Origin of the sequence: Psychrobacter sp. AOP30-A2-5, from assembly GCF_052378115.1 — a bacterium.
Lineage (GTDB): Bacteria > Pseudomonadota > Gammaproteobacteria > Pseudomonadales > Moraxellaceae > Psychrobacter.
In genome coordinates this window covers 1-645 of the sequence record NZ_JBQSXK010000064.1, presented here as the reverse complement: position 1 = coordinate 645, position 645 = coordinate 1, and the positions used below count along the sequence as shown (strand labels likewise).

At 36.7% G+C, this 645-nt stretch carries 1 protein-coding gene; it reads left to right on the top strand.

Annotation, left to right across the window (positions count from 1 at the left end):
- Positions 1 to 247: 247 nt before the first annotated feature.
- A partial coding sequence (locus ACT3S4_RS14375; protein ID WP_444761310.1) for an arsenate reductase ArsC occupies positions 248 to 645 on the top strand: 398 nt, incomplete at its 3' end.

Here is a 645-nt window from a genome sequence, read left to right as displayed (position 1 = left end):
TATACCCTAAAGTGCATCGTAAACAGTTATACATGAGCTAGCTATTTCAATTAAAAGCTTACAGGCTATATCATAGTAAATCCTAAATATATCGAGCTAGAATTGACGGACAACTTAAAGCTAATGTCAGGATAGTCTTGATTTATCTCATTATGTCTATATTATTGGACATATAGAAACAATTAATACTATACTTTTAAAAAAAGTTCGATGAAAATGTTTATGTGATTTGTGCATTAGAATCCTGATGAACCATCTGATTGGTATAGATAATTTATATTATCAAGCATATGTCGCATGTTTATCAAAGCAAGCAAATCAATCGTGTGTATTTACAGGGCTTACTATGAAAAACATCCTATTTCTTTGTGTCGCTAATTCGGCCCGAAGCCAAATCGCTGAAGGATTGGCCAGATATTATCTGCCAGAAAGCATCCAGGTTACGAGCGCTGGATCTATACCATCTAACCTTAATCCTTATGCCATTAAGGTGATGGCAGAGTTGGGTATTGATATCAGTCAACAACATGCCAAAGCAGTTGAGGAGCTAGACACCCACCTTGTAGATGCTGTTATAACTCTGTGTGCTGAAGAGGTCTGTCCTATTTTTTCAAGAGATGTTCAACGGCTGCACTGGCCGCTAAT